The following is a 19,298-nucleotide window of genomic DNA, read 5'->3' on the forward strand; positions in this document are numbered from 1 at the left end:
TCAGCCCTTGCGAAGGAGCGCGAGCACCTCGCGCTCCAGCACCCGGCTGGTGGGCGCCCCAGGCGCGACGCGCCGGTGGTCGGGCGACACCGTGACGCCGTGCTCGAACAGGTCGACGACGCGCGGGTCGACGTACGACGACCTGGCGACCGCCGGTGTGTTGCCGAGGTGCTCGGAGACCTCGCGCATCGCGGCCGCGACGCTGCGCTTGCGCCGGGCGGCGGTCGAGGCGTCGGTGCCCGCGAGCGCCAGGGCGGCGATCGTGGTGCCGCGCCACGTGCGGAAGTCCTTGGCGGTGTAGTCGCCCCGCAGCACCTCCTTGACGTAGGCGTTGACGTCGCTCGCGTCGAGGTCCCTCCAGGCGCGACCGTCACGGTAGGCGAGCAGCTGGTCGCTGCCACCGCGGCGTCGGCGCAGCACCTCGAGAACGGTCTGCACCCGGGCGTCGCGCACCGTCACCTGCACCTCCTGGCCCGACTTGGCGGTGTAGTCGAAGGCGAGCCCGTCGCTCGTGGGGCGCACGTGCTGCTTCTGCAGGGTCGTCAGCCCGAAGCTGCCGTTCTCCTCGGCGTAGCGGACCGAGCCGATGCGGAACATGCCCAGGTCGAGCAGGCTGAACGTCGCGGCGGCGACCCGGCGCAGGTCGAGCTGGTCGCCCGAGAGGTCACGGCGCGCCCGGCTGCGCCGCTTGATCAGGGCGTCGGCGAAGTCCTCCATGCGCTCGAACTTCTCGGCGTCGCGGCGTTCGCGCCAGCCTGGGTGGTACAGGTACTGGCGACGTCCGGCGTCGTCGGTGCCGACCGCCTGCAGGTGACCGTTGTCGACCGAGCAGATCCAGACCTCGGTCCAGGCCGGCGGGATGACCAGCAGCTTGCACCGCTCGACCTGCTCGGGCTGGAGGGTCTCGCCGTTCTCGTCGAGGTAGCGGAACCCCCGGCCGTGGCGGACGCGGGACCATCCGGGCGAGCTGGCGGACGTGCGACGGAGACGAACCATGGTCCGTCCACGCTAGGGGCACGCGCGCCGATCGGCACCTCGTGCGCAACCCGGACGTGGAGCGTCCGGCCGTCAGCGCATCGCGGACGCCTCCGCGATGCCGCGACGGTGCCACACCCAGTCGGTCGGCAGGGCGATGCCGTCCAGCCCGATGCCCTGGTAGATCAGGCGGTACGCGTCGAGGCTCTCGTGGCGCTGCTGCTCCATCGCCCGGTGCACGTGGCCCCACAGCGGCGTGCTGCTGGGTGAGCCCAGGTACTCGGCGGTCGAGGTGCCCGGCAGCACCTGGGTCTGCATGCTGAGGCTCGACAGCAGGCGTCGAGCGTGCGAGTCCATGATCATCACGGTGAAGTCGATCTCGTTGGCGATCGCCCCGCGGGTGAGACCGTGGTAGAGCGCGGCGGCGCACAGCCCTCCGCGGCCCTCGCCCTTGCGCACCGCGATCGTCGCGATGTCCCACGTGCGGTCGATGTCGACCCCTGCCGACCGTGCCGACCGCTCGCCGTCGACGTGCCACGGGGGCCGGCTGACGTCGTTGAGCGTCTTCAGGCCGGCCGGGCCGGGCGCGATGAACCGCGCGGCCGCGACGGCGTGGCCGTCGCCCTCGAGCACCGCCAGGAAGCCCGTCTGCTCGTCGTAGGGGCCGTACTCGAGCACGAACTCCTCGGGGGTGTTGCCGTACGCCTGCAGGAAGACGTCGGCCTCGCACTTCCTCGCGGCCTCCAGGTCGTCGCCGGTCGGATCGAACACGAGTCGCAAGGGTGCAGCGGTCATCGTGACTCCTCTTTGTCGTCGTCGGGATGGTGCGTGGTCAAGGTGCGTCCGAGGATCCAGCGGTTGAGCTCGTCGGCCGTCATGGGGCGGGCCAGGTGGTAGCCCTGGACGGTGTCGATGCCCATCGCGACCAGCTCGGTGAGGTCGGCGGCGTTCTCGACGCCCTCGGCGACGATGCGCAGCTCGAGGGCGTGGGCCAGCTGGATGGTCGACGCGACGATCATGCGGCTGCGCGCGTCGGTGGCCACGTTGCCGATCAGGCCCCGGTCGATCTTCAGCTCCTGGACCGGCAGGTTGCGCAGGTAGGCCAGCGACGAGAAGCCGGTGCCGTAGTCGTCGATCGACACCTGGACCCCGTGGCTGCGCAACGTCAGGAGCAGGTCGTGGGTGTGCTGGGGGTCGGCCAGGAAGGAGTCCTCGGTGACCTCGAGCACCAGGCTGTCGGGCGAGATGTCGCGCTCGGACAGCAGCGTGTAGAGCATCGGCAGGAAGCTCGGTCCGAGCAGCTCGGGCGGTGCGCAGTTGATGGCGACGCGCAGGTCGATGCCGGCGCGGCGGCGCTCGATCAGGTCCTCGACGGCCCGGCGGGCGACGAGCTCGGACAGCTTGGCCATCAGGCCGGCTCGCCGGGCGGCCGGCAAGAAGGTCACGGGGCTGACGACGCCTTGTTGGGGATGACGCCAGCGCACCAGCGCCTCGAGCCCCGCCACCTCCATCGTGGCGGCGTCGAGCTGCGGCTGGTACCAGACCTCGATCTGGCCGTCGTTGAGCGCCCTGCGCAGGTCTTCGGCCAGCTGCAGCCGCGAGCGCGAGAACTCGTCGAGCTCGGCGTCGTACAGCGCGACGCCGAGCCCGGAGCTCTTGGCCTGGTACATCGCGACATCGGCACGGCGCATGGCCTCGCTGCCGTCGATCGAGGCCTCGTCGACCACCGTCACGCCGATCGAGGCGCCCAGCGAGATCTCGATGCCCTCGACGAGCAAGGGCTTGGCCAGCTCGCGCAGGACGCCGTGCGCGGTCTCCATCAGCGCGATCTCGTCGGTGCCGGCCACGACGATCGCGAACTCGTCCCCGCCCAGCCGAGCGACGCGGACCCGCGGCCCGACGGACTCCCGGATGCGGACGGCGACCATCGTCAGCACGGTGTCGCCCGCCCGGTGGCCCAGCGAGTCGTTGATCTCCTTGAAGCCGTCGAGGTCGAGCAGCATGAGGGCCATGGGCCGCCGGGCGGCCAGGTCGGCGGCGAGCCAGGCACGGACGGCGCGCCGGTTGGGAAGCTTGGTCAGGTCGTCGGTCTCCGACAGGGCGAACGCCTCGTTGGCGCGGTTGGCGTCGCGCAGGGCCAGCGCCATCCGCGCGGCGACGGCCGCCAGGGTCAGGATCGCCGGGGGGAGGATGTACGAGGCGACGGCGTCGTCGGGGCGGAAGGCCAGCACCGCCAGGGCCACGATGCCGGCACCCACCAGGATCGGCGTCCCGGCGACCTGGGGGACGACCTTGATGACGGTCTTGGGCGGCATGCAGGCCGCCGTCACGATCAGCAGGAAGGCGGCGCCCCACACCGTGTAGCGAAGATTGCTGAAGTCGTACGTGCTGGCCGAGCCCAGCAGCGCGAAGCCCGAGTCGGCGACGGCCAGGAGGGTGAAGCCGAGGCCGAGGATCCACGACTTGCGTCGGTCGATGCGCATCTGGAGCAGCGCCTGGCTCAGCACCAGCAGCGCCAGCACGACGTCGGCCAACGGGTAGATCAACGCCAGCAGCAGGGGCACGCCCTCCTGGTGCGACACGACGCGGACCGGGGTGACCAGCATGAGGCATGCCAGGCACGCGGTGCCTCCGCAGATGATGACGATGTCGAGCCAGGCCCGGGCCGGCCTCGACTGCCGGCGGTCGATGTCGCGCACCAGGAAGCCGGCCATGCCGAGGTACGACAGCATGAAGAGCCACTCGCCGTCGGCCGGGAACTCGGTGGTGCTGCCGTCGAGCGTGGTGTTGACCGAGATCGAGCCGATGGCCCAGCTCGTGATCGCGGCGAGGAGCAGCACCAGGGTCATGCGGCGATCGGCGTGCAGGTAGGCGGCCAGCGAGAGGCGCACGAGCAGCACCGTGAAGAACACGCCCATCGTCGGGACCAGGATCGTGGCGGTCTCGACCTCGCCGAACCATCCGGCGACCCAGTTGACCGCCAGCCCCACCGCCATCACGACCACGGGCATGGGAGCCAGGAAGGCCTGGACGACGTTCAGCCGAGAGGACGTCGACGACGCACGAGAGTCGAGCACCTCACCGCCCCCGGCCGGGGTCGCTCGGGTGGCGCACGGCGGGCTGCCACGTGTGGGGGGCCTCCGGCTCGAGGCTGTCGAGGACGAGGTCGACGTCGGCCGGTGTCGTGAGGGGGTTGACGAAGCACAGGCGCAGGACCGTCTCGCCGCCGAACCGGGTGGGGGTGACCAGGGCGGTGCCCCGGGCGTGGGCCTGCGCCGACCACCGGGCGTAGTCGACGGGCAGCCATCCGCGCCGGCGGAACAGCACCACCGACAGGCGGGGCTCGGCGACGAGGTCGAGGCTGGCGCGGGCCTCGACCTGCTTGGCGGCGTAGCCGGCCGTCGCCAGGCAGGTCTCGACCGCGTCGACGTAGGCGTCGGTGCCGTTGGCGACGAGCGAGGCCCAGACCGGCACGCCGCGCGCGCGGCGGCTGAGGTGGGCGGCGTAGTCGGCGGGGTTGTCGTCGTCGTCCGCGACGACCTCGAGGTAGTCGGCGCGCTGCTGGTGGGCGGCCCGCGCGACGGACGGGTCGAGGTACAGCACGGCAGCGCAGTCGAACGGCGTGAACAGCCACTTGTGCGGGTCGATCGTGACCGAGTCGGCCCGCTGGATGCCCGCGAACTGCTCGCGCCGGCTGCGTGCCAGCAGGGCCGCACCCCCGTAGGCCGCATCGACGTGGAGCCAGATGCCGCGGACCTCGCAGCAGTCGGCGATCTCGTCGAGGGCGTCGATGGCGCCGGTGTTGGTGGCGCCCGCATTGGCGACGACGGCGACGACGTCGCGGGGGTCGAGCGAGTCGAGCACCTCGGTCAGGGTCTCGGCGTCGAGGGGCTCGTCGGGCGATCCGGCCGACACCACCCGGCAGCCCATGATGGCCGCGGCCGCGCGGATCGAGGAGTGCGCGGCGCCGCTGGCCACGATGACGTCGGGCGGACCGCCGCCCGGCGACTCGATCCCGTGGCGAGCCGCGACGAGCGCGCTCAGGTTGGCCAGCGACCCGCCGCTGACGAAGACGCCGTGGGACTGCTCGGGGTAGCCGACGACGTCGCACAGCCACCGCACGGCCTGCCGCTCGGCGGCCACGACGTCGCCGGCCTCGAGCTCGGTGCCGCCGTAGACGGCCGCGGCCGACAGCGCGGCGTCCGCGATGATCGCCGCCGGGGTGGGGGCCCCTCCGACGAAGGCGAGGTAGCGGGGGTGGTCGGTCGGGAATGCCGTCGGCAGCAGCAGGTCGCGCATCGCGGCCCAGGTCGCGTGGATGCCGATGCCGCCGCTCGTGACGGAGGGGAGCGCGCCGGTGCGGCCCGGACGGACGGAGCTCGAGGTGCTGCGGCGGTCGGCGATCCAGGATGCGAGGTCGCTCAGGACCTGCCGATCCTGGATCGCGAAGTCATGCACGTCTGCCGCCGTTCGAAGAGGTGAGTGGCGAACGGTCCTCAACGTCCCGCGGACGGTCCCGCCCGGTGCATGTGTGCCGTCCGTCCCCAGGATAACGCCGACAGAAGGTCACGGGGGCTGGCGAGATGTGTGGCATTCCGCTCATGACCTTCGTCCTTGCGGCCGGCTGGTGCGCCGTCGGGCTGCTGTCCGGCGACGGGCCCGTCGCCCAGCACGGGGGTGCCCCCGACAGGAATCGAACCTGTGGCCTACCGCTTAGGAGGCGGTCGCTCTATCCGACTGAGCTACGGGGGCGTTCGAGAGTCAGGTTATCCAGAGGGCGCTCGACCGCATACGATCGCCCTTGTGTCCTGCCGTCCCCGTCGCCGCTCCCACGGCCCCGTCCCCGCGGAGCGCACGCGGTGAGGCGGCTGCTCGTCGGGGTCATGATCCTCGCGATGGCCGCGGTCGGCATCGTCTTCTACGGTGCCAACGGCGCCACCCCCGAGCCTGCGCCGAGACCCGAGCCCTGCGCCGACCAGCGGCCGCTGCCCGCCGGCACGACCACCCAGACCATCCGGTCGGGCGGGCACACCCGCACCTACCTGATGCACGTGCCCCCGGACTACGACGGCACCACCCGTGTCCCGGTCGTGCTGATGTTCCACGGCCTGGGAGGCGACCCGGCGACGGTGCTAGCGGCGACTGGCATGGTCGAGCGCGCCGACGCTGACGACACGATCGTGGTGGTCCCGCTCGGACGGGGTGAGCCGGCGCGCTGGAGCTTCCGCCAGCCCGCGAACGACCCGACGTCCGACCTGGCCTTCGTGCACGACCTGGTCGGCCACGTCCAGCGCACGGGCTGCACCGACACCTCCCGCCTCTTCGCGGCCGGCTTCTCGAACGGCTCGGCCCTGACGCTGGCCCTGGCGTGCGACGGCAGCACGAAGTTCGCCGCCTACGCCGCCGTCTCGGGCCCGTACTACGAGCCGCGGTGCGACGACGCCCCGCCCGCATCGATCATCTACTTCCACGGCATGGCCGACACCACCGTGCCGTTCGGCGGCGCCGACACCGTCATCGGCCGGCTCCCGCCGGTCAACCAGACGATGTCGCAGTGGGCGACGCGCGGACGGTGCCCGGCCTCGGGAGCGTTCACGACGGCCGACGACTCGGTGCACCACTTCGCGTGGCGCTCGTGCAAGGGCGGCACCGATGTGGACATCTACGCCGTGGTCGGTGGCGTGCACGGCTGGCCCGGCGGCGGACCCATGTCGCCCGGACGGGCCTCGCGCACCGAGAACAGCCCGGTCGACGCCACGGCGTTGCTGTGGAAGTTCTTCCAGCGCCACCCTGCGGCACCTGCGTCCGCAGGTGGACACTAGAACCATGACGAGAGCGCGCCGATGACCAAGCCGATCGAGACCTGGCTGACCGACATGGACGGGGTCCTCGTCCACGAGGACACCGCGATCCCCGGCGCCGCCGAGTTCATCGCGCGCCTGCGTGACAGCGGACGCAAGTTCCTCGTGCTGACCAACAACTCGATCTTCACGCCGCGCGACCTGTGCGCGCGGCTGAGGGCGGCCGGCATCGACCTGCCCGAGACGGCGATCTGGACGTCGGCGCTCGCCACGGCCAAGTTCTTGTCCGAGCAGCGGCCCGACGGCACGGCCTACGTCATCGGCGAGGCCGGCATGACCACGGCGCTGCACAACGTCGGCTACGTCATGACGAGCCAGGACCCCGAGTACGTCGTGCTCGGCGAGACCCGCACCTACTCGTTCGAGGCCATCACGCGGGCGATCCAGCTGATCGACAACGGGGCCCGGTTCATCGCCACCAACCCCGATGCCACGGGCCCGTCACCGGCCGGATCGCTGCCGGCGACCGGCTCGGTCGCGGCACTGATCACCAAGGCCACCGGTGTCGAGCCGTACTTCGTGGGCAAGCCCAACCCGCTCATGATGCGCAGCGCCCTCAACCAGATCGAGGCCCACTCCGAGACGACCGTCATGATCGGCGACCGCATGGACACCGACGTCCTGTCGGGGCTCGAGGCGGGGCTGCGCACCTTCTTGGTGCTGACGGGGTCGACGCCGGCGAGCGCCGTCGACCGGTTCCCGTTCAGGCCCACCGAGGTGTTCGACTCGATCGCCGACATCGTCCCGCTGGTCACCTGAACGTTACCCATGGGTAATACGCACGAGGCGAGGTTTGTTATCGTTTCGTAATCTGCGTGACGGCCCCACCCGGCCCGAGGCAGACCCGGCAGCACATGCCGGGACGTCCACCATGGAGTGAACCGTGAAGATCTTCCTCACGGGTGCGAGCGGGGTCATGGGCCGATCGTCCATCGACGCTCTGCACCGAGCCGGCCACGACGTCGTCGGGCTGGCACGCACCGACGAGACCGCGCGACAGATCGCCGCCGCCGGTGCCACAGCCAGCTTCGGCGACATCTTCGACCGACCGGCGCTGATCCGAGGCATGCAGGGGTGCGACGCCGTGGCCAACCTCGCGACCAAGGTGCCCGTGGGCTCGCAGGCGCTGCGACCCGGGTCGCTCCGCAAGATCGACCGCATCAGGCTCCACGGGTCACGCGTGGTGGCCGAGGCGGCTCGTCGAGCCGGCGTCGGACGCATCATCCAGCAGAGCCTCAGCTTCGTCTACGCCGACCACGGGGACGACTGGATCGACGAGCACAGCCCCGTCGACGTGACCCGCGCGACCGAGCCCGTCGTCGTGGCCGAGGACAACGTCAAGGCGTTCGCGGCCGACGGCGGCACGTCCGTGAGCCTGCGCTTCGGCCTGATCACCGGCGACGACCCCAACACGGCCTGGCTGTTCCGCCGGGCGTCCGCAGGCCGATCGATCGGTCTCGGCGACGAGGACTCCTGGATGCACGTCGTCCACCCCGACGACGTCGGCACCGCGGTGGTGCACGCGCTCTCCGCGCCGGGCGGGGTCTACAACGTCGGCGCCGAGCCCGTGCACCGGCGCGACTACGTCGACACGATCGCCCTGGCCGCGGGGCGCAAGGCAGGCGGGCACTTCCTGCCGGGGTGGATCCTGCGTCTCGGCGCCGAGAAGCTCGAGATCCTCGTGCGGTCGCAGCGCGTCAGCTCGCAGCTGTTCAGCGACCGCACGGGCTGGCACCCCAGCCACCCCAAGCTGACCCCGGACTGGTTCGATGACCTCGTCCGCGCCTGACCGCGCCGAGCGCGAGCGCCGCCGCAGGGCCGCGGAGCGCCTCGGCGACCTGATGCCCTCCACGACCTCCGACGAGACCGACGAGGGTTGGGGCGAGCGCGGGACGACGTCGCGCGACGACGAGTACCTGCGCGACGTCCCCCCGCACCACGGCTGAGGCGTCGGGGCCTGCCGAGACCTACAGGCCCGTCGGTCCGCCCGGACGCTGCTGGGCTGCCAGCAGCTCACGGATCTCGCGCAGCAGCTGGATGTCCTCGGGCACCGCGACGGGTGCTTCTTCCTTGCCCCGGGCGAGCCGCTCCTGCACCGTCTTCATGGGCACCACGACGAAGAAGTAGACGACGGCCGCGGTGATCGTGAACGTGATCAGCGCCGTGATGAAGGCGCCGAAGGTGAAGAACTGGCCGTTGACCTCGACGGTCATGCCCTTGGGCCCGCCGCCGCCGACAAGGCCCAGCAACGGGTTGATGAACGACGAGCCGAAGGCGCCGACCAGCGCGGTGAAGGCGGTGCCGATGACGACCGCGACCGCGAGGTCGACGATGTTGCCGCGCAGCAGGAAGTCTTTGAATCCCTTGATCATGTGTCCCCCTGAGGGTGTCGGTGGTGGTGTCTCGACCCTAGCGAGGGTGCCGCCGCACGCCTACCTGGACGACGTGATGACCGTCAGCCGGGACGAGAGGCCCGCCTGGGCTAGCGCGAGCGCGCCCTCCTCGGTCGTGACGACGCCCAGGGCTGCCGAATCGGCCTGCTCGGCGTCGGTGTCGTCCGGGACGGTGACGACCTCGACGCCGCGTGCGACGACCTCGGCCGGGGTCTCGCCGCCGGGCGCGACGGCGACCACGTCGACCCGGTCGCCGGCCCCGAGAGCGACGGTGTCGGCGCGGTCGACGCGGATGGTCGTGAAGACGGCACCGGCGCCGTATCCGTCGAGGGAGCCCGGACCCACCAGCCGGACGTCGGTGAGCGGCTCGCCGGCCCGCATCGGGCCGGCCACGCGACGCCCGAGAGCGCGGTGACGGGGGAGCACGTGATCGGCCACCGCTGCCCGAGGGACCTCGACCGTGCTGACGTCGTCGGCGGTCACGACGGCACCGCTGGCGAGGTCGTGACGGGCGACGAGCATCGTCGTGGTCTGCGGTGACTGCCGGACGGCCGAGAGCGCGGCCAGCACGGCCAGGGCGGCGCAGGCGGCGGCGAGCAGTCGGCGGTGCTCGTCGGCCAGGCGGCGGAGACGGTCCATGCTCGGACTCTAGGAAGGTCCGTGCGTGGTCGCAGCCGACCGTCCACAGGGGTCAGGCGGCGGAGCCCGACCCGCTGCTCGAGGTGGACGTGCTGGGCTTCGCGGGGGTGCTCGACGTCGAGTCGGCCTTGGCGCTGGACGTCGAGGAGCTGCTGTCGCCCGTCGAGGACGAGCTGGACGAGGACGAGGACGAGGCGGAACCCGACCCGGAGCCCGAACGGCTGTCCGTCTTGTAGAAGCCGGACCCCTTGAACACCACGCCGACGGCGTTGAAGACCTTGCGGAGGTCGCCGCCGCAGGTGGGGCAGACGGTCAGCGCGTCGTCGGTGAAGCTCTGCTGGACCTCCAGCGCTTCGCCACAGTCCTTGCACTGGTACTGGTACTTCGGCACGTCTTGCTCCCGCTCGGTCGATGGTGCGTCACAAGGGTACAGTTTGCGCCACCGTGAACGATCGCCGTCCTCGACGCCCCCGCGCCGCCGGAGCCCGTCCTCCCGCCGCGCCCGCCCCTGGGGTGTGCCGGTGACCGAGCTGCTCCTGCTGGCCGCTTCGCTGGTCCTGATGCTCGCGTGCGGGGTCTTCGTCGCCGCCGAGTTCTCGTTCGTCACGGTCGACCGGGCGACGATCGAGCGCGCCGCCGCGAACGGCGACGCGGGCGCCCAAGGCACGCTGACGGCCCTGCGCTCGCTGTCGACGCAGCTCAGCGGCGCGCAGCTGGGCATCACGATCACCAACCTGGCGATCGGCTACCTCGCCGAGCCCGCGATCGGCAACCTCCTGCGTGATCCCTTGGCCGACCTCGGCCTCGAGGGCGGGGCGCAGCGCGGGGTGGCCTACGGCATCGCCCTGGTCGTGAGCACCGTGGTGACGATGCTCGTCGGCGAGCTCGTGCCGAAGAACTTCGCGCTGGCCCTGCCGCAGCGCACGGCGGCGCTGACGCAGCTGCCGCAGCGGGTGTTCACCAAGGCGATGGCCTGGCCGATCCGGGTGCTCAACGGCCTGGCCAACTCGATCCTGCGCACGCTCGGCGTCGAGCCGCAGGAAGAGCTCCGCTCGGCGCGGTCGCCGGTCGAGCTGCGGTCGCTGGTGCTGCGCTCGGCCGTCGAGGGCGCGATCGACGACGAGACCGCCGACCTCGTGGCGCGCAGCATCGCTTTTGGCGACCGCACGGCCGCCGACGTCCGCACGCCGCGCGTGCGGGTGCACTTCCTCGAAGGACGCAGCACGGCCCTCGACGTCATCGAGGCGGCGCGGCAGACGGGGCACTCCCGGTTCCCGGTGATCGGCCGCACGCCCGACGACGTCCTCGGCATCGTGCACGTCAAGCGCGCGGTGGCCGTCGACGTCGACCGGAGGCGCTCGGTGCGCATCACCGAGCTGCTCGATCCGGCGACCACCGTGCCCGACAGCATCGAGCTCGACCCGCTGCTGCTGGTGCTGCGCGACCAGGGGCTGCAGATGGCGATCGTGGTCGACGAGTACGGCGGCACCGACGGCGTCGTGACGCTCGAGGACCTCGTCGAGGAGATCGTGGGCGACATCGCCGACGAGCACGACCGCCTGTCGTCGCGCAGCCGGCACCGGCGGGACGGCACGTGGTCGCTGTCGGGCCTGCTGCGCCCCGACGAGGTCGAGGAGCAGACCGGCGTCGCCCTTCCCGAGAGCGAGAACTACGAGACGATCGCCGGCCTGGTCAACGCCGAGCTCGGACGCATCGGCGAGCGCGGCGACGTGGTCACCCTGTCGCTCGACCGCACCCCCGACGACTCCGACGACGACCCGGAGCCGCTCGTCGTCACGCTGACCGTCGAGCGGGTCGAGGGACGTCGCATCGACCGGGTCTCGCTGACGGTCGACCCCGTGACGGTCGCGGGGGACGAGGCAGAGCATGAGTGAGCACCAGCGAGGTCGACATGAGTGACTGGTTCGGCGTGCTGCTGACCGTCGTGCTGCTGGCGCTCAACGCCCTGTTCGTGGCCTCGGAGTTCGCGCTCATCTCGGCGCGCCGAACGCAGCTCGAGCCGCGCATCGCGGCCGGCTCGCGTCCCGCCCGCATGGCGATGCGCGCGATCGAGAACATCACGCAGGTCATGGCCGCGGCCCAGCTCGGCATCACGATCTGCTCGCTCGGCCTCGGCGCCGTGGGCGAGCCCGCGATCGCGCACCTGATGGAGCCGGTGTTCGAGGCGGTCCACGTGCCCGAGGGCCTCGTGCACCCCATCTCGTTCGTGATCGCCATGACGATCGTGGTGGGGGCGCACGTCGTGCTCGGCGAGATGGTGCCCAAGAACCTCGCGCTGGTGGGGCCCGACCGGGCCGCGCTGGTGCTGGGGCCGTTCATGCTGGGCGTCGTGCTGGTGCTCAAGCCGTTCGTGCTGCTCCTCAACGGCACGGCCAACCTGATCGTCCGGGCGTTCCGCGTCCAGCCGGTCGAGGAGGTCTCGTCGACGTACACGCACGACGAGGTCGCAGGGCTCGTCGAGGAGTCGCGACGCGAGGGCCTGCTCGACGAGGACGAGTACGGGCTGGTGTCGGGGGCCCTCGACTTCTCCGACGGCACGGTCGACCGGGTGCTGCTCCCGCGCGACGGCCTGGTCACGATCACCCCGAGCGCAACGCCCGTCGACGTCGAGCGGGCCTGCGCCGAGACGGGGTTCTCGCGCTTCCCGGTGACCGATGCCGGCGGAGACCTCGCGGGCTACCTGCACATCAAGGACGTGCTCGAGACCGACGAGGTCTCCCGTCACGAGACCATCGCCGACAAGTGGGTGCGTCCGCTGGCCACGGTGGCCACCGGCTCGGGGCTCTACGAGGCGCTGCGCACGATGCAGGCCCGCGGCTCGCACATGGCCCGCGTCGCCGACGCCTCCGGCACGGTGCTGGGGGTCATCATGCTCGAGGACGTGCTCGAAGAGCTCGTCGGCGAGATCCGCAGCGCGCGCTGAGGGTTGTCAGGCGGCAGCCCGGCGGCGTCGACCGACGAGCAGGTCCCAGAGCCAGGCGACGACCACGGCCATCACGCCGGTCACCACCACCGTGCGGGTTCGTTGCTTCACGTGCCAAGGGTGGCAGCCCGCTCGGGCAGCGTCGGCACCCCCGTCAGGACGGGACGCGGAACAGCCCGGAGGGGGCGACGGCCATCTGCACGGGCACGTCGTGGGGCTCGTGGGGCACCTCGGGCAGCAGCTCGTGCGTGAACACGAGCGCGCACACCGGCGCCGCGACCCCGGCCAGCGCGCGGTCGTAGTAGCCGGCGCCCCGCCCCAGACGATGCCCGGCGTGGTCGACCGCGAGGGCGGGCACGATGACGAGCGAGCACGTGGCGAGGGCATCGGCTCCGAGGTGAGGCCCGGCGGGCTCGGGGATGCCGAGGGCGGTCGTGACGAGGGCTGCGGTGGGATCGTGCGCGACCCAGTCGAGGGAGTGGTCGGCCAGGCTGATCGGCACGATGACCTCGACACCTCGGTCGTGCAGCGCGGCGATCAGCGGAGCGGTGCCGGGCTCGGAGGGCATCGAGAGGTAGCAGGCGACGCGTCGGGCGCGGGCGACGAGCGGCATCGTCAGCACGTGCTGCGCGATCGCGTCGGCGGCCTCGGCGCGCTGGGCCGGCGTGAGGGTGCGACGGCGGGCCAGCAGCTCGTCTCGTTGCCGTGCCTTCGTCACGACCTGACGCTAGCCTATGGCGACGACAGAGGGAGGACCCGTGAGCGGTCTGCAAGAGGCTCAGCGACGCATGCACGACGGTGGCGTCCCCCAGCGGGCGATCGACGTCTTCTCGGCGTTCTACGACCAGCTCGAGCAGGGTGCGACGGGGATGATCCCTGAGAGCGAGGTCGATCCGCTCGTCGACATCGACCGCGCCGACCAGATCGAGCTGAGCGACGAGGCGTGCCGCGAGGCGGCGGCCGTCACCGCGGTCATCAAGCTCAACGGCGGGCTCGGCACGTCGATGGGGCTCGACCGGGCCAAGACGCTCCTGCCGGTGCGCGACGACCTCACGTTCCTCGACGTCATCGCCGGCCAGGTGCTGTCGCTGCGCGACGAGCTCGACGTGAGGCTGCCGCTGCTGTTCATGAACAGCTTCCGCACCCGCGACGACACCCTCGCCGCGCTGCAGAGGTACGACACGCTGCCGGTCGGCGGCCTGCCCGTCGACTTCCTGCAGAACCGCGAGCCCAAGCTGCGGGCCGACGACCTCGCCCCGGTCGACTGGCCGGCCGATCCGTCGCTCGAGTGGTGCCCTCCCGGCCACGGCGACCTCTACACCGCGCTCGACGTGTCAGGCATCCTCGACACCCTGCTGGCCGAGGGCTACCGCTACGCGACGGTGTCCAACGCCGACAACCTCGGCGCCGCGCCGGACGCTCGCATGATGGGCTGGTTCGCCGCCTCCGGGGCGCCGTACGCCGCCGAGGTGTGCCGGCGCACGCCCGCCGACGTGAAGGGCGGCCATATCGTGGTGCGCAAGAGCGACGGCCGGCTGGTGCTGCGCGAGACGGCGCAGACGCCCGACCCCGACGCGGCTGCTGCGGCCGATCCCGACCGTCACCGCTACTTCCACACCAACAACCTCTGGTTCGACCTGCAGGTGGTGCGGCGCACGCTCGACGAGCGTGAGGGCGTCCTCGGGCTGCCGCTCATCCGCAACGCCAAGACCGTCGACCCGACCGATCCCACCTCGACGAAGGTCGTCCAGATCGAGTCGGCCATGGGCGCGGCGGTCGAGGTGTTCGACGGCGCGACGGCGATCGAGGTCGACCGGTCGCGCTTCCTGCCGGTCAAGACCACCAACGACCTGCTGCTGCTGCGCTCCGACGTCTACGAGATCGGCGACGACTTCCGGGTGCGCTCGCGGGTCGCGTCGGTGCCGCTGGTCGGTCTCGACCGGCGTCACTTCACGACGATCTCCGACTTCGACGCCCGCCTGCCGAGCCCGCCGTCGCTGGTCGAGGCGCGTTCGCTGCGGGTCGAGGGTGACTGGCACTTCGGCCCCGACGTGGTCGTCCGGGGTGACGTGTCGCTCGACGACACGGGTGAGGCCCAGACGGTGGCTGCGGGCACGACGTTAGGCTGATCGACATGTCGACAGGAGAGACGGGCCCGGGATCGGAGCAGGAGATGCTGCCGATGGGTCCCGACGCTCCCCGCCGCACCGCCGGCGACGAAGAGCTCACGGCACCCGTCGAGCCCACTCCACAGCCCGAGCCGACCCCGCCGGCCGAGCCGACCCGCCCGCCCGAGCCGACCCCGCCGGCCGAGCCGACCCCGCCGGCTGAGCCTGTCGAAGCTCGCCGTCCGCCGGCCGAGCCCACCCGCTCGGCTGAGCCGATCCCGCCGGCCGAGCCTGCCGAGACCGCCCGTCCCGCCGAGCCGGCGCGCCAGCCCCGCATGCGCGCCGCGAGCATCCCCGACGGCATGCTGACCGTCGAGGACCACCTCGAGAAGATCCTGCGCGGCATCGGGCCCCTCGCCGCCTACGACCAGCCGCTGGTCGAGTCGCTCGGCCTGCCGCTGCACGAGGCGTTCGTGGCGCCGATGGATCTCCCGCTGTTCGACAACTCCGCGATGGACGGCTACGCCGTGCGCGCCGAGGACATCGCCAGCGCGTCGCGCGAGCGTCCGGTGACGCTGCCGGTCGTCGGCGAGATCTCGGCCGGCTCGGCGCGACCCTTCGCCATCAGCGCCGGCACGGCGGTCAAGATCATGACGGGCGCGCCGATTCCTCGAGGCGCCGACTCCGTGGTGCCGTACGAGCAGACCGACCGCGGCAACGCCCGCGTGCAGGTGTTCGCGCCCACCACCATCGGCCAGCGCATCCGTCCCAAGGGCGACGACGTCACCGCCGGCGACACCGTGCTGGCCGAGGGCACGGTGCTCGGCCCGCGGGAGATCGGGCTGCTGGCGGCGCTCGGCGCCCCGCGCGTCAAGGCGCGTCCGCGTCCGCGCGTCGTCGTCATCTCCACGGGCAGCGAGCTGCGCGAGCCGGGCACGCACCTCGACTACGACTCGATCAACGACGGCAACAGCTACATGCTGGCCGCGGCGGTGCGCGAGGCCGGGGCCATCTGCTACCGCGTGGGCGCCGTCGACGACAACCCGCGCACCTTCCAGAAGGTGCTCTCCGAGCAGCTGGTGCGGGCCGATCTGGTGGTCACCAGCGGCGGCATCAGCAAGGGCGACCATGACGTCGTCAAGCAGACGCTCTCGGCACTCGGCACGGTCGAGTTCAACGAGGTCGCGATGCAGCCCGGCAAGCCGCAGGGCTTCGGCAAGGTCTTCGACGAGCAGACGCCCATCATCACGCTGCCGGGCAATGCCGTCTCGGCGTACGTGTCGTTCGAGGTGTTCGTGCTGCCGGCGATCCGCCGCATGATGGGCCGCACGCCCTACCGCCGTCCGATGGTGCACGCCGTGCTGGCCTCCGACCTGCAGTCGCGGCCGGGCGTGCGCCAGTACGTCCGCGCGGTCTTCGAGGTCACGCACCGCGGCGCCAAGGTGACGCCGCTGACAGGTGCGGGGTCGCACATGGTCGGCACGCTGGCCCAGGCCAATGCGCTGATCATCGTCGGCGAGGACCAGACCGCCCTCAATTTGGGCGACACGGTCCGCACCCTCGTGCTCGACAGGCCGTTCTGATGGCCGACGGCCTGACGCACGTCGACGAGTCGGGCGCGGCCCGCATGGTCGACGTCACCGCGAAGGCCGTCACCGCCCGCACTGCCACGGCCCGCGGACGGGTCGAGGTCAGCGGCCAGGTGGTGGCGCTGCTGCGCGGAGAGGGCGTGCCCAAGGGCGATGCCCTGGCCGTCGCTCGCATCGCCGGCATCATGGCCACCAAGCGCACCCCCGACCTGATCCCGCTGTGCCACCCGTTGGCGATCGGCGGAGTCGAGGTGCAGCTCGAGGTCGTCGACGACGGTGTCCGCATCGAGGCGACGGTGCGCACGGCCGACCGCACCGGCGTCGAGATGGAGGCGCTCACCGCCGTCAGCGTCGCGGCGCTCACGGTCGTCGACATGGTCAAGGCCGTCGACAAGCTCGCCCGCATCAGCGACATCGAGGTCGTGGCCAAGTCGGGCGGCAAGAGCGGCGACTGGACCCGCTGATGTCGTCGCCCCTGCGTGCCGCGGTGATCGTGGCGTCCAACCGAGCCGCCGACGGCGTGTACGCCGACGAGACCGGTCCCCTCATCGTCGAGGCGTTGCGCGGCTGGGGCTTCGAGGTCGGCGAGCCCGTCGTGGTGCACGACGGCGATCCGGTCGGCGTGGCGCTGGGCGAGGCGCTGGCAGCGGGCGTCGCGGTGGTGCTGACGACCGGCGGCACCGGCATCAACCCCACCGACCGCACTCCCGAGGCCACGCGGCCCCACCTCGACCGCGAGCTGCCGGGCGTCGCCGAGGCGCTACGCACCGAGGGAGTCGCGAAGGGCGTCCCGACCGCCGTCCTGTCGCGCGGGCTGGCCGGGGTCGCCGGGTCGGCGATCGTCGTCAACCTCCCGGGCTCGCGGGGTGGGGTCAAGGACGGGCTCGCGGTGCTCGCGCACGTCCTGCCGCACGCGGTCGACCAGCTGCGCGGCGGCGACCACGTGGCGGGCGCGTCATGAGGGGTGCGGCCTGAGCGCCGGGTGGCCGGTCACGCTGCGGCACGGATCGGTCGGGGTGCGCCCCCTGAGGCGTCGCGACGCCCGCACGTGGGCGCGGTTGCGGGCCGACAACGCGAGCTGGCTCGGCCCGTGGGAGGCCACGCTGCCGCCCGAGGCCGGCCCTGCCGCCACCTCGTACGTCGGGATGATCGGCACCCTGCGGCGGCGGGCTCGTCAGGGACACGCGATGCCGTTCGCGGTGACCTGGGACGACGAGGTGGTCGGGATGCTCACCGTCAGCGGCATCACGTGGGGCTCCGCGCGGTGGGCGAGCCTCGGCTACTGGGTCTCGCAGAGCCACGCCGGCCGCGGCGTGACGCCCACGGCCGTCGCGCTGGTGTGCGACCACCTGCTCACCACGGTCGGCCTGCACCGTGTCGAGATCTCGATCCGTCCCGAGAACGCCGCCAGCCTGCGCGTCGTGGCCAAGCTGGGCTTCACCGAGGTGGGTCTGGCCCGCGGGTTCCTGCACATCGCCGGCCACTGGCGCGACCACCGGGTCTTCCAGGTGCTGGCCGAGGACGTCCCCGACAGCCTCGTGACACGCCTCGACCGGCGTGGCGGGGACGGCACCGGCGGCTAGTCCCAGCCGTCACACAAGTTCTCAGGCGACACACGGCCCGGCGTGCCGGACAACGCCACGCTGACCGCCTACCGTTTCCATCGTGGGTTCCAGCAGTGGTCTGATCATCGCGTTCGTCGTGGTCGTGTGGGCGGCGTACGTCATCCCGCTGGTCCTGCGCCGGTACGACGAGGCCACCAAGAACGCGTCGGTCGAGACCACCGGCTCGCTCAGCCGGGTCATCAACCGTGCGTCTCGCCAGCAGGCTCCCGAGGCCACCGCGACCGAGCCGGTGCCGGCGGCGCAGACGTCTCCTGCCGCGTCCACCGTCCAGGCTTCGCGTCCCGCGGCCCGGGCCGCCGACCGTCCGGCTGCCCGCCGTGCCGCAGCGCGCCGTCGTCGCACCCTCCTGTCGCTCCTGCTCCTCACCGCCGTGGTCGGCGGGGTCGCCGCCTTCGGCGTCATCGCCACGTACTGGATCGCCGCGCCGGTCGCGCTCGTGGTGGCGTGGCTCGTCGCCTGCCGCGTCCAGGTGCGGGGCGAGCGCGGCATGGCTGGTGCCGGCCGCACCCGTGCGGTGCTGCGCCGCATCAAGCTGCCGAAGGTCGACCTCTCGCGTGCCGACCGCGCGCCCCGCGCCACGGCGAAGATCAAGGCCAAGAGCAAGACCAAGCGGCCGCAGCGTGCCGCCGCCTCGACCTCGGCCGCCGTCGAGGAAGACACGATCATCGTGTCCGGCCAGTTCGAGGACATCGACCCGGGCCGCAAGCACGTCATGGAGCAGACTGAGCTCGAGGTCGACGCCCTCGACGACAAGATCGTCATCGCGGTGCCCTCCATCTCGACGTCCGGCGAGGCCCTCTGGGACCCCCTGCCGGTCACGCTGCCGACCTACGTCACCAAGCCCCGCGCCGGCCGCACCGTGCGCACGATCGACTTCTCGCAGCCCCACACGTGGACGTCCGGACACATCGAGGGCGAGGACGTCGAGCTGCCCAAGCGCGCCGACGACGCCAGCGAGCACCGCCGCGCAGTCGGCGACTGAGCCACCTGATAAAGTTGCGGAGCACTCGCTCGCGAGTGCGACCCCCTGGTCGGGGTCGAGGGGCATTGGCGCAGTTGGTAGCGCGCTTCGTTCGCATCGAAGAGGTCAGGAGTTCGAATCTCCTATGCTCCACCACCGGGCCTGCACGCCGGCCCAGCAGCGATGACTCCACCGCCCGCCAG

The 19,298-nt window shown here is 72.0% G+C and carries 20 protein-coding genes and 2 tRNA genes; 13 read left to right on the forward strand and 9 right to left on the reverse strand.

Going from position 1 to position 19,298, the window contains the following annotated elements; translation table 11 throughout:
* The 5 genes from DX116_RS10310 to DX116_RS10330 form a co-directional block, all read right to left on the reverse strand.
* A complete protein-coding gene (locus tag DX116_RS10310) occupies window positions 1-996 on the reverse strand; it encodes a DNA topoisomerase IB (RefSeq protein ID WP_119703993.1) in 996 nt (331 codons plus the stop codon).
* A gap of 72 nt (window positions 997-1,068) precedes the next feature.
* Entirely contained in the window at window positions 1,069-1,770 is a 702-nt protein-coding gene (locus tag DX116_RS10315; protein WP_147393642.1) for a hypothetical protein, read from the reverse strand.
* Window positions 1,767-4,052 (reverse strand): putative bifunctional diguanylate cyclase/phosphodiesterase, encoded by a 2,286-nt coding sequence (locus DX116_RS10320; protein ID WP_119703995.1) that lies wholly within the window; start codon window positions 4,050-4,052, stop codon window positions 1,767-1,769. The genes DX116_RS10315 and DX116_RS10320 overlap by 4 nt, the downstream gene beginning before the upstream one ends.
* A 1-nt stretch (window position 4,053) precedes the next feature.
* Complete coding sequence (locus DX116_RS10325; RefSeq protein WP_119703996.1) at window positions 4,054-5,433, reverse strand: pyridoxal phosphate-dependent decarboxylase family protein; 1,380 nt, start codon at window positions 5,431-5,433, stop codon at window positions 4,054-4,056.
* Between the two features lie 220 nt (window positions 5,434-5,653).
* Window positions 5,654-5,727 (reverse strand) — tRNA-Arg (locus tag DX116_RS10330).
* Window positions 5,728-5,834: 107 nt separating this feature from the next.
* On the opposite strand from DX116_RS10330, the gene DX116_RS10335 reads away from it, so the two are divergent.
* The 4 genes from DX116_RS10335 (at window position 5,835) to DX116_RS20130 (ending at window position 8,782) form a co-directional block, all read left to right on the forward strand.
* On the forward strand, window positions 5,835-6,797 hold the full coding sequence (locus DX116_RS10335; protein WP_147393643.1) for an alpha/beta hydrolase family esterase: 963 nt from the start codon (window positions 5,835-5,837) through the stop codon (window positions 6,795-6,797).
* A 21-nt stretch (window positions 6,798-6,818) separates the two neighbouring features.
* The gene (locus DX116_RS10340; RefSeq protein ID WP_119703998.1) at window positions 6,819-7,595 is read left to right on the forward strand and encodes an HAD-IIA family hydrolase; all 777 of its coding nucleotides are present in this window, start codon (window positions 6,819-6,821) and stop codon (window positions 7,593-7,595) included.
* Window positions 7,596-7,719: 124 nt separating this feature from the next.
* Window positions 7,720-8,625 carry an NAD-dependent epimerase/dehydratase family protein gene (locus tag DX116_RS10345; protein WP_119703999.1) on the forward strand — a complete coding sequence of 302 codons (906 nt, stop codon included), beginning with the start codon at window positions 7,720-7,722 and terminating at the stop codon, window positions 8,623-8,625.
* Window positions 8,606-8,782: a hypothetical protein gene (locus DX116_RS20130; protein ID WP_199715990.1), complete on the forward strand. Its 177-nt coding sequence runs from the start codon at window positions 8,606-8,608 to the stop codon at window positions 8,780-8,782. Before DX116_RS10345 ends, DX116_RS20130 begins: the two co-directional genes overlap by 20 nt.
* Before the next feature lie 21 nt (window positions 8,783-8,803).
* On the opposite strand, the gene mscL is transcribed toward DX116_RS20130, so the two are convergent.
* The 3 genes from mscL to DX116_RS10360 are packed head-to-tail and all read right to left on the reverse strand — an operon-like array spanning window position 8,804 to window position 10,259.
* Entirely contained in the window at window positions 8,804-9,208 is a 405-nt protein-coding gene (gene mscL / locus DX116_RS10350; protein ID WP_119704000.1) for a large conductance mechanosensitive channel protein MscL, read from the reverse strand.
* A gap of 60 nt (window positions 9,209-9,268) precedes the next feature.
* A complete protein-coding gene (locus DX116_RS10355) occupies window positions 9,269-9,868 on the reverse strand; it encodes an SAF domain-containing protein (protein ID WP_119704001.1) in 600 nt (199 codons plus the stop codon).
* A gap of 52 nt (window positions 9,869-9,920) precedes the next feature.
* Window positions 9,921-10,259, reverse strand: a complete 339-nt coding sequence (locus DX116_RS10360) for an FmdB family zinc ribbon protein (RefSeq protein ID WP_119704002.1) — start codon at window positions 10,257-10,259, stop codon at window positions 9,921-9,923.
* A 130-nt stretch (window positions 10,260-10,389) separates the two neighbouring features.
* Here DX116_RS10360 and DX116_RS10365 point away from each other — a divergent pair, with 130 nt between their 5' ends.
* Both DX116_RS10365 and DX116_RS10370 read left to right on the forward strand, forming a co-directional pair.
* On the forward strand, window positions 10,390-11,763 hold the full coding sequence (locus DX116_RS10365; protein WP_119704229.1) for a hemolysin family protein: 1,374 nt from the start codon (window positions 10,390-10,392) through the stop codon (window positions 11,761-11,763).
* A 17-nt stretch (window positions 11,764-11,780) separates the two neighbouring features.
* Window positions 11,781-12,812, forward strand: a complete 1,032-nt coding sequence (locus DX116_RS10370) for a hemolysin family protein (RefSeq protein WP_119704230.1) — start codon at window positions 11,781-11,783, stop codon at window positions 12,810-12,812.
* Window positions 12,813-12,966: 154 nt separating this feature from the next.
* Here the strand turns inward: DX116_RS10370 and DX116_RS10375 are convergent, their stop codons facing one another.
* Window positions 12,967-13,530: a 5-formyltetrahydrofolate cyclo-ligase gene (locus DX116_RS10375; RefSeq protein WP_119704003.1), complete on the reverse strand. Its 564-nt coding sequence runs from the start codon at window positions 13,528-13,530 to the stop codon at window positions 12,967-12,969.
* Between the two features lie 16 nt (window positions 13,531-13,546).
* On the opposite strand from DX116_RS10375, the gene DX116_RS10380 reads away from it, so the two are divergent.
* From DX116_RS10380 to DX116_RS10410, 7 genes are all read left to right on the forward strand, one after another.
* Entirely contained in the window at window positions 13,547-14,941 is a 1,395-nt protein-coding gene (locus DX116_RS10380; protein WP_119704004.1) for a UTP--glucose-1-phosphate uridylyltransferase, read from the forward strand.
* A 5-nt stretch (window positions 14,942-14,946) separates the two neighbouring features.
* On the forward strand, window positions 14,947-16,503 hold the full coding sequence (gene glp / locus DX116_RS10385; RefSeq protein ID WP_325048614.1) for a molybdotransferase-like divisome protein Glp: 1,557 nt from the start codon (window positions 14,947-14,949) through the stop codon (window positions 16,501-16,503).
* Complete coding sequence (moaC, locus tag DX116_RS10390) at window positions 16,503-16,973, forward strand: cyclic pyranopterin monophosphate synthase MoaC (RefSeq protein ID WP_119704005.1); 471 nt, start codon at window positions 16,503-16,505, stop codon at window positions 16,971-16,973. The genes glp and moaC overlap by 1 nt, the downstream gene beginning before the upstream one ends.
* Entirely contained in the window at window positions 16,973-17,470 is a 498-nt protein-coding gene (locus DX116_RS10395) for a MogA/MoaB family molybdenum cofactor biosynthesis protein (RefSeq protein ID WP_119704006.1), read from the forward strand. The genes moaC and DX116_RS10395 overlap by 1 nt, the downstream gene beginning before the upstream one ends.
* A 55-nt stretch (window positions 17,471-17,525) precedes the next feature.
* A complete protein-coding gene (locus tag DX116_RS10400) occupies window positions 17,526-18,092 on the forward strand; it encodes a GNAT family N-acetyltransferase (RefSeq protein WP_233556652.1) in 567 nt (188 codons plus the stop codon).
* 82 nt (window positions 18,093-18,174) lie between these two features.
* Window positions 18,175-19,116, forward strand: coding sequence for a divisome protein SepX/GlpR (gene sepX / locus DX116_RS10405; protein WP_119704007.1), 942 nt, complete (start codon window positions 18,175-18,177; stop codon window positions 19,114-19,116).
* A gap of 59 nt (window positions 19,117-19,175) precedes the next feature.
* Window positions 19,176-19,251 (forward strand) — tRNA-Ala (locus tag DX116_RS10410).
* Window positions 19,252-19,298: the final 47 nt, after the last annotated feature.

The organism is Aeromicrobium endophyticum (assembly GCF_003586285.1).
Lineage (GTDB): Bacteria > Actinomycetota > Actinomycetes > Propionibacteriales > Nocardioidaceae > Aeromicrobium > Aeromicrobium endophyticum.

What these genes read in the sequence shown, in the direction of transcription:
- DX116_RS10310 (WP_119703993.1), bottom strand. Translation starts at nt 996, where the DNA reads ATGGTTCGTCTCCGTCGCACGTCCGCCAGCTCGCCCGGATGGTCCCGC.
- DX116_RS10315 (WP_147393642.1), bottom strand. Translation starts at nt 1,770, where the DNA reads ATGACCGCTGCACCCTTGCGACTCGTGTTCGATCCGACCGGCGACGAC.
- DX116_RS10340 (WP_119703998.1), top strand. Translation starts at nt 6,819, where the DNA reads ATGACCAAGCCGATCGAGACCTGGCTGACCGACATGGACGGGGTCCTC.
- DX116_RS20130 (WP_199715990.1), top strand. Translation starts at nt 8,606, where the DNA reads ATGACCTCGTCCGCGCCTGACCGCGCCGAGCGCGAGCGCCGCCGCAGG.
- mscL (WP_119704000.1), bottom strand. Translation starts at nt 9,208, where the DNA reads ATGATCAAGGGATTCAAAGACTTCCTGCTGCGCGGCAACATCGTCGAC.
- DX116_RS10355 (WP_119704001.1), bottom strand. Translation starts at nt 9,868, where the DNA reads ATGGACCGTCTCCGCCGCCTGGCCGACGAGCACCGCCGACTGCTCGCC.
- DX116_RS10370 (WP_119704230.1), top strand. Translation starts at nt 11,781, where the DNA reads ATGAGTGACTGGTTCGGCGTGCTGCTGACCGTCGTGCTGCTGGCGCTC.
- DX116_RS10380 (WP_119704004.1), top strand. Translation starts at nt 13,547, where the DNA reads ATGGCGACGACAGAGGGAGGACCCGTGAGCGGTCTGCAAGAGGCTCAG.
- glp (WP_325048614.1), top strand. Translation starts at nt 14,947, where the DNA reads ATGTCGACAGGAGAGACGGGCCCGGGATCGGAGCAGGAGATGCTGCCG.
- moaC (WP_119704005.1), top strand. Translation starts at nt 16,503, where the DNA reads ATGGCCGACGGCCTGACGCACGTCGACGAGTCGGGCGCGGCCCGCATG.
- DX116_RS10395 (WP_119704006.1), top strand. Translation starts at nt 16,973, where the DNA reads ATGTCGTCGCCCCTGCGTGCCGCGGTGATCGTGGCGTCCAACCGAGCC.